The organism is Streptomyces sp. NPDC054840 (genome assembly GCF_053611065.1).
The window spans coordinates 1-6,559 of sequence record NZ_JBSGZP010000423.1; the positions used below are offsets into that span (position 1 = coordinate 1).

Annotated in this window: 5 protein-coding genes and 1 pseudogene; 4 read left to right on the top strand and 2 right to left on the bottom strand. The window is 75.2% G+C overall.

Annotated features, from left to right (window positions below; translation table 11 throughout):
* Window positions 1–60: 60 nt before the first annotated feature.
* Both ACWGIU_RS25730 and ACWGIU_RS25735 read right to left on the bottom strand, forming a co-directional pair.
* Window positions 61–1,503, bottom strand: a complete 1,443-nt coding sequence (locus ACWGIU_RS25730; RefSeq protein ID WP_453709531.1) for a PepSY-associated TM helix domain-containing protein — start codon at window positions 1,501–1,503, stop codon at window positions 61–63.
* Between the two features lie 62 nt (window positions 1,504–1,565).
* Window positions 1,566–2,318 (bottom strand): hypothetical protein, encoded by a 753-nt coding sequence (locus tag ACWGIU_RS25735; protein WP_453709533.1) that lies wholly within the window; start codon window positions 2,316–2,318, stop codon window positions 1,566–1,568.
* Window positions 2,319–2,381: 63 nt separating this feature from the next.
* On the opposite strand from ACWGIU_RS25735, the gene ACWGIU_RS25740 reads away from it, so the two are divergent.
* From ACWGIU_RS25740 to ACWGIU_RS25755, 4 genes and pseudogenes are all read left to right on the top strand, one after another.
* Complete coding sequence (locus ACWGIU_RS25740; protein ID WP_453709535.1) at window positions 2,382–2,969, top strand: rhomboid-like protein; 588 nt, start codon at window positions 2,382–2,384, stop codon at window positions 2,967–2,969.
* A 25-nt stretch (window positions 2,970–2,994) separates the two neighbouring features.
* Entirely contained in the window at window positions 2,995–3,786 is a 792-nt protein-coding gene (locus ACWGIU_RS25745) for a tyrosine-protein phosphatase (RefSeq protein ID WP_453709537.1), read from the top strand.
* Window positions 3,787–3,920: 134 nt separating this feature from the next.
* On the top strand, window positions 3,921–5,837 hold the full coding sequence (locus tag ACWGIU_RS25750; RefSeq protein WP_453709539.1) for a hypothetical protein: 1,917 nt from the start codon (window positions 3,921–3,923) through the stop codon (window positions 5,835–5,837).
* A gap of 164 nt (window positions 5,838–6,001) precedes the next feature.
* A pseudogene (locus ACWGIU_RS25755) lies at window positions 6,002–6,559 on the top strand (hypothetical protein); the annotation flags it as partial.

Genomic DNA, 6,559 nt, shown 5'->3' on the forward strand with positions numbered 1-6,559 from the left:
GTACGGGCCCACCTCGTGCGTGCCGGTCACCGGCCGAACGGCCACGCGGCCACGCGGTTCCTACGCGGCCTTGGCCCGGCGGCCCGCGACGAAGCCCAGCAGGACGTCGAACGCGAGGAAGACGACCAGGCTGAGCCCGAGCAGCGGGACGAACCAGCCGATCACCGCGGTCACCGCGGCCACCGGCAGCAGCACCGTCACCGGGAGCTTGCGCCAGGCACCGCGCGGCTGCGCACGGCCGACGGACAGCTTGCGGTCCTTCGTCGGCCGGCGAAGCCACCACATGCGGTAGCCCCAGAAGACGAGGAACATCACGGCGACGGCGAGCGCGGCGAGCGCGATCTGGTTGGCGAGCCCGAAGGTCGTGCCCATGTGCAGGTCGATGCCGAAGCGGGTCATCTGGGCCAGGACCGGGTAGTCGGCGAAGCGCAGTTCGTCCATGACGCGGGCGTCGGCGGGGTCGACGGCGACCGAGTCCAGGTGCACCGGCACCAGCTTGTCCTGCTCCTTGATGACGTACCCCTTGCCCTTGGCGGGCAGGGTCACGCGGAGCGCCTCGGTGACGCCGGCGGCCCGGGCCGCGTCCACGGCCCTGTCTATGCCGACGTCGGCGGTGGGTGCGGGCGGCGGGGCCATCTGCGTGCCGTCGGGCATGGTGTGCGCGGCGTGCTCGTCGGAGCCGGCGTCCGCCCCCGCGCCGAGCTGCGCGGAGACGGCGGGGGTGGCCCCACCGAGGCTGTCCTGGAGCTCCCCGATGTTCTCGCCGGCGTACTTCGACCAGGTCAGGCCGGTGGCGGAGAGGACGACGAGTCCGGCGACGGCCCACAGGCCGACGGCCCCGTGCCAGGACAGGGTGCGGCGGCGGCCGGTGGCCTTGCGGTCCGGGACGACCAGCTGCGACCTGCGCTGACGACGGCGGCCCAGCCACAGGGCGAGTCCGCCGAGGGCGACCACCCACATCCAGCTCGCGGCGAGCTCGCTGTAATTGCGGCCGAACTCGCCGAGCTGAAGGCTGGAGTGGAACTCGCTCAGCCAGGCCCGCAGCGGCAGCGCGTCGCCGACGGTGGCGAGCCGGCCGCGCACCTCGGCCGTATACGGGTCGACGAAGACGGTGAGGGTCTCGCCCTCGGGGAGACCCGGGCTCTCCATGATCACCCTGGTGGTGGCCTCGGTGTCGGGGGCGGGCCACACGGACACGACCTCGCCCTCGGGGGCGGCGCCCTTGGCCGCGTCGATCTGGGCACTGAGCGGCAGCGCGCCCTCCCCGACGCGGGCGACGGTCAGCTCGTCGGAGTAGATGATGTTCTCGGCCTGCCAGGACGCGGCGTAGAGCAGCCCTGTGGCGGCGGCGAGGAAGATCAGCGGGGCGACGAGCAGGCCCGCGTAGAAGTGCATGCGCAGGAGTAGCGGCCGTACGGCGGCCCAGCCGCTGCCGCGGTTCTTGGCCGTCCCGGCCGGTTCGGCGTCCGGGGTGCGGACGTCTTGAGCCTCGTCAAGAGACATGGGGATCCTAGGTGTTGGCGAAGACATGGGGAACGGGCCCCAGGTCTCGCCGCTTCGCCAGGTCAGGCGTGGGCAGGCCGGCCGGGGGCCGTGGAGCGCGGGAGCGGAGTGCGTCCGGGCGGCCCGCGGCGCACCACGGCATGGGCGGGTACGGCTCCGCGCAGGCGGCGCGGCCGTTCGTACGGGGCGGGGAAGACGGGCGGGGCCGGTACGGCGGCCGCCCGTGTCCGGACCAGGGCGAGCGCGCGGGCGAGCGGCCGGGCCGCGTGGAGCGCGGCCGCCGCCAGGACGCGGGCCAGCCGGAAGACGGCGGCCTCGCCCCGTGCGAGCCAGGCGGCGCAGAGCAGCCCGGCGAGCACGTGGGCGGCGATCATCCCGACGCCGTCGTGACCGGTCATGCCGGTGGTACCGGCGATCCCGGCCATGCCCGCGGCGCCCGCCGACCCGGCGGTGCCGGCCATGTCGGCCATGCCGGAGGCTTCGGCGGCCATCGCGCCCGCGTCCGCCGCCGACATGGGGTGGTGGCCGTGCATCGGGGCGGGGGCGGTGAAGGGCTGCGCGGCCGCGCTCCCGGAGAAGACCAGGTGCAGCACGCCCTGCACGGAGAGCACCGCGGCGGTGACGCCCATGGGGCCCCGCCGCCGCCCCGCGGCGAGCCATGCGAGCCCGCAGGTCACCACGAAAGCACCCAGAAGGCCGAAGAGGGGAACATTCTCTCCGGACATGGACGAATGCCCCATCGCACCCAGGGCGACGCACATTGCCGCGAAGATCGCGGCCCGCGTGGCGCGCATCGGCGCGAAGGATTCGAACATGGCCGGGCCATGTTCGCACGGGGCGCCTTGGTCCCCGCCAGAGGCTTATCCGATCATGAGCAGATGAATCCAATTCCGTGGGGAGCGGTGTACGCCGGCGGGGTCCAGCTCGGGGCACACGCCCTGCAGCGCACCGGGGCGGCCGATCGGGAGCGCCTGCTCCGGGACTGCTCGACGAACGTCGACAATCTCGCCGCCGGACGCTGGGAGACGCTGCTGAGCAGCGCTCTCGTCGTCGAGGAGCCCATGCCCCTGCCGTACGCGCTGCTGCTGGTCGCGGTCCTCGGATACGCCGAATACGCGTACGGAGCCTGGTGGGCGGCCGCGGTGTTCCTGTTCGGGCACGCCGGGGCGACCCTCCTGGTGTACGGCGCCCTGCGCGGGAGCGCCGATCCGCGGACACGGGGCGCGGTGGACGTGGGGACGAGCTACGGGTTCAACGCCGTGCTCGGCTCGCTGACCTCGGCCCTGCCGCGCGGGGCGGTCCGTACGGCGGCGCGGGTGGGGCTGCTGGCGCTCGCGGCGGCTCCGGTGGTCCGGCGCGGGCGGACCTTCACGGACGCCGGGCACCTGGCCGCACTCGGGCTGGGCATCGCGGTCTCGCTGGCCTTCGATTGTCTTTCCGGGGCGAAACATCAGAAAATTACATGAACCACTCCCCGCAGGAGCTGCCACGATGACCGCCAGCCCGTCCACCACCGTCGCCAACCTCCGCGACCTCGGCGGCACCCCGCTCCCCGGCGGCCGCACCGTCCGCCGGGGCCTCGTCCTGCGCTCCGGCCGGCTCGACCGGCTGGACCTCGACGCCGACCTGGTGGTGGCCGCGCTGGGGCTGCGTACCGTCATCGACTTCCGCACCGACGCCGAGCGCGCCGACCACCCCGACCGGGTACCCGCCGGGGCCCGGGTCCTGATCGGCGACGTCCTCGCCGACAAGCTGAACCCCGCCGAGGTGCCCGCCGCGCAGCTGACGGACCTGCTGTCCGACCCGGCCGTGGCCGAGAGGCATCTGGGCGGCGGCCGGGCGCAGGCCCTGTTCGCGGACACCTACCGGTCCTTCGTGAACTCCCGCTCCGCGCAGGCCGCGTACCGGATGCTGCTCACCGAGGCCGCCGACGCCGACGCGGGGCCGCTGCTGTTCCACTGCACGGCCGGCAAGGACCGGACCGGCTGGGGCGCGACGGTCGTCCTGGCGCTGCTGGGCGCGGACGACGAGACGATGATGGCCGAGTACCTGTCCGTCGATGCGGCGGTCAAGCATGCTTTCGCCCCGCTGATCGAGGGCTTCACCGCGGCCGGCGGTGACCCGGACATCGCGCTCGCGCTGATCGGCGTCTTCCCCTCCTACCTGCAGGCGGCGCTGGACGAGGTCGAGACGCGGTACGGCTCGATGGAGAAGTACGTGCGGGAGGGGCTCGGCGTCGCCGACGAGACGGTCGAGGCGCTGCGCGCCCGTCTGGTGGTCTGACCCGCGCCCCTGGCCCGGGGACCGGGACGGGCGGATACCGGGCCCGGGACCGCGACCGCGACCGCGACCGGTGACCATCCGACGATTCGCTCGTTCTGCTGAACGTGACTGCGCCGGATACCGCCACCCGCCCCATGCCTCCCGTGTCTCCCGTGCCGCCGGACGTCGAGCAGGCCGAGGCCGCCATCGTCGAGCACTACCCCCGGCTGGTGCGGCTCGCCTATCTGGTGCTGCCACCCGCCCTCGGCCGCAACCGGCGGGTGCTCACCGCCCACTCGCTGGTCCAGCGGGCACTGCCGCGCGGGCGGCGGGACCCGGCGGCGGCCGCGGCCGCCGTGCAGGGCGGCGTTCCGGGGCAGCGGGGCGGGGCGGACGACTCCGGGTACGCGTACGTCCGGCTGCGGGTGCTGCGCGCCGCGCTGGAGGCCGGGATTCCGCTGAGCTTCCGGACTCTGCCGCGGCGCGCGCAGCTCCCGCCGGTACTCCCCCAGGTGTGGGGGCTGCGGCTGTTCCCCCGCTCCGGCGGGGCCGAGGAGCTGGCTCTCGACCAGTGGCTGGCCACCCTCGACGGGCCGGGCCGGGCCGCCTGTGTGCTGCGCGCCCTGGAGCGGCTGGCCGAGCCGGAGGTGCTCCGGGTGCTCGACGAGGCCGGGGTCCCGGATCCGGCCGCCGCGGTCCGGGAGTCCGGGGATCCGGCGAACGACGCCCTGTTCGCCTCCCCCGAGTTCGACCCGTGCGTGCTCCAGGCCCGGCCCACCGACCTGCTGCGGCGCCGCCGTCTCGGGCGGGCGGCGCTGGCCGCCGGGGCCGCCCTCGCCGTGTGCGGGGCGCTGCTCGCGCTGCCGGGTGGGGGCTGGGGCTCGGACGGGGCCGCCGCCCCGCTCTACGCGCGCAACGCCGCGGCCGAGCAGGCCCTGGATCCGGGGAAGTTGGTCCGGGCCGCGCCCACCCTGTGGCGCACGTCCTCCCGTACGGGCTTCTCCACCTGGCCCGCCCGCGGCGACCGGGCCGGCGACACGGAGCTGCTGCGCCGGGCGCTGGCCGTGTGGGCCCGGCCCGGTCCGTCGGTGGTCACCTCGGCCACTGCGGGCACGCCCGCCGGGCCGCCGATGGGACCGGCGCAGCTGCTGTTCGCGGGCGCCGTGGACCAGGCCGTCGTGGTCCTGATGTACGACGGCCTGCGCGTGGTCCGCTACGCCGAACCGCGGACCGGGACCGGGACCTCGGGCGCCGCCCTCGACTTCGCGCGGACCGACGGCGCCTCGGCGGAGACCGCCACCGCGCTGGTGCTCAGCCGGGTCGACGGCAACGTCCGCTATCTCACCGCACCCTGGGTCACCGGCACGGCCCTGCGGGACCTGCTCAAGCCCGCCGCCCCCGTGGTGGCGCTGAAGCCGACCCCGGAGGGGGTGACCCCGCCGGTGGCGGGCCCGGCCCCGGCGGGCAACTGCACGAGCTGGAACGCGCTGGCCCTGACGGGCGACGGTGCCACCCGGCTGATCACCGACCTCGGTGAACTGACCCCGGTCCGGCTGACGTCGGGGGCGCCGGGTGCCGAGCGTGATGTGACGGAGGCCGCGGAGCTCGGGGACTGGTCGAGGATCGCCTGTCTGCTGCCGGCGGTCCGCTCGCACGGGGTCCGTACGGTCAACGCGTGGACGTACGCGAAGCAGCCGCTGCCGGAGGGCGACGGGACGGCGGCCTGGCTCTGCACGCGGGCCGAGACCTGGCAGGGGGCGGCGGACCGGGTGCAGGCGCAGTTCCTGGCCCCGGGTGCCCCGACGGCGGCGCAGGCGGCCCGGGCGGAGGGGTCGGCGGCCTGCGGGCCGCGGGAGCCGCGCGTGCTGGCGGGCGTGCTGTGGAAGTCGCGGGCGGGCCAGTGGTACGTACTGGCGGCGGGCAGTGCGCAGTTCGCCTCGCTGTCGGTGTCAGGCGGCGGGGTGAGCGGGTCGGCGAACGGCAACCGGCTGGCGGTGAAGGCGCCGGCGGGTGCGCAGGTGGACCTGTCCGGCAAGTTGACGGACGGGACGAAGGCGGGCGTACTGCGGTAGGCCCGCGCGCCTCCGCGGGTGGGTGAAGCTTCAACAGTCAGGACACGTCGGATAGTTGGCGGGATCCGGACATGACGGTCGCAGTCGACACATGGCATGATCGGATTCCGGTTACCAAGTGGTAACCCCCCCACACCCCTCCCCCACCCCGAAGGTCACCCCACGTGCGCACGCTCGCCCGACGCCTCCTCATACCCGGCCTGACCGCCCTCGCCCTGACCGCCACGGGCTGCGGCTCGACCCCTCACGGCGATGCCGCCGGACCGGCCGCCCCCGCCGCCGTCACCCCCTCGTCCGACGGCACCTCGCAGCAGCTCGACGTGGCCGCCGCCCCGCAGGGGACCCCCACACCGGCGGCCGTGGCCCGGGCCGACGGGAAGGGCAGGACCGAGAAGTCCGCCCTGAAGGTCGCCTCCTACGACCGGGCCACCGGCCGGGCCGTCATCGCCAAGGGCGGGCAGACGCCCGGCCGTTCGCCCTCGCCCGGCAAGTCGTCCGAGAGCAGGTCACCCGAGGCCGGCAGGTCCCCCGAGGCCGACAAGCCCGTCGCGGTGGGCGATGTCATCGCCAGCGCACCGGCCCCCGGCGCCCCCGCGGGTCTGCTCGCCAAGGTCACCGAGGTCGTCGGCAAGACCGACAAGGTCACCGAGGTCAAGACCGCCGCCACCACGCTGGCCGCCGTCCTGGGCGACGACAAGGCCGACGGCAAGGTCCCGGTGGAC

Coding starts and splice junctions, on each gene's coding strand:
- ACWGIU_RS25730 (WP_453709531.1), bottom strand. CDS start 1,503: ATGTCTCTTGACGAGGCTCAAGACGTCCGCACCCCGGACGCCGAACCG.
- ACWGIU_RS25735 (WP_453709533.1), bottom strand. CDS start 2,318: ATGTTCGAATCCTTCGCGCCGATGCGCGCCACGCGGGCCGCGATCTTC.
- ACWGIU_RS25740 (WP_453709535.1), top strand. CDS start 2,382: ATGAATCCAATTCCGTGGGGAGCGGTGTACGCCGGCGGGGTCCAGCTC.
- ACWGIU_RS25745 (WP_453709537.1), top strand. CDS start 2,995: ATGACCGCCAGCCCGTCCACCACCGTCGCCAACCTCCGCGACCTCGGC.
- ACWGIU_RS25750 (WP_453709539.1), top strand. CDS start 3,921: ATGCCTCCCGTGTCTCCCGTGCCGCCGGACGTCGAGCAGGCCGAGGCC.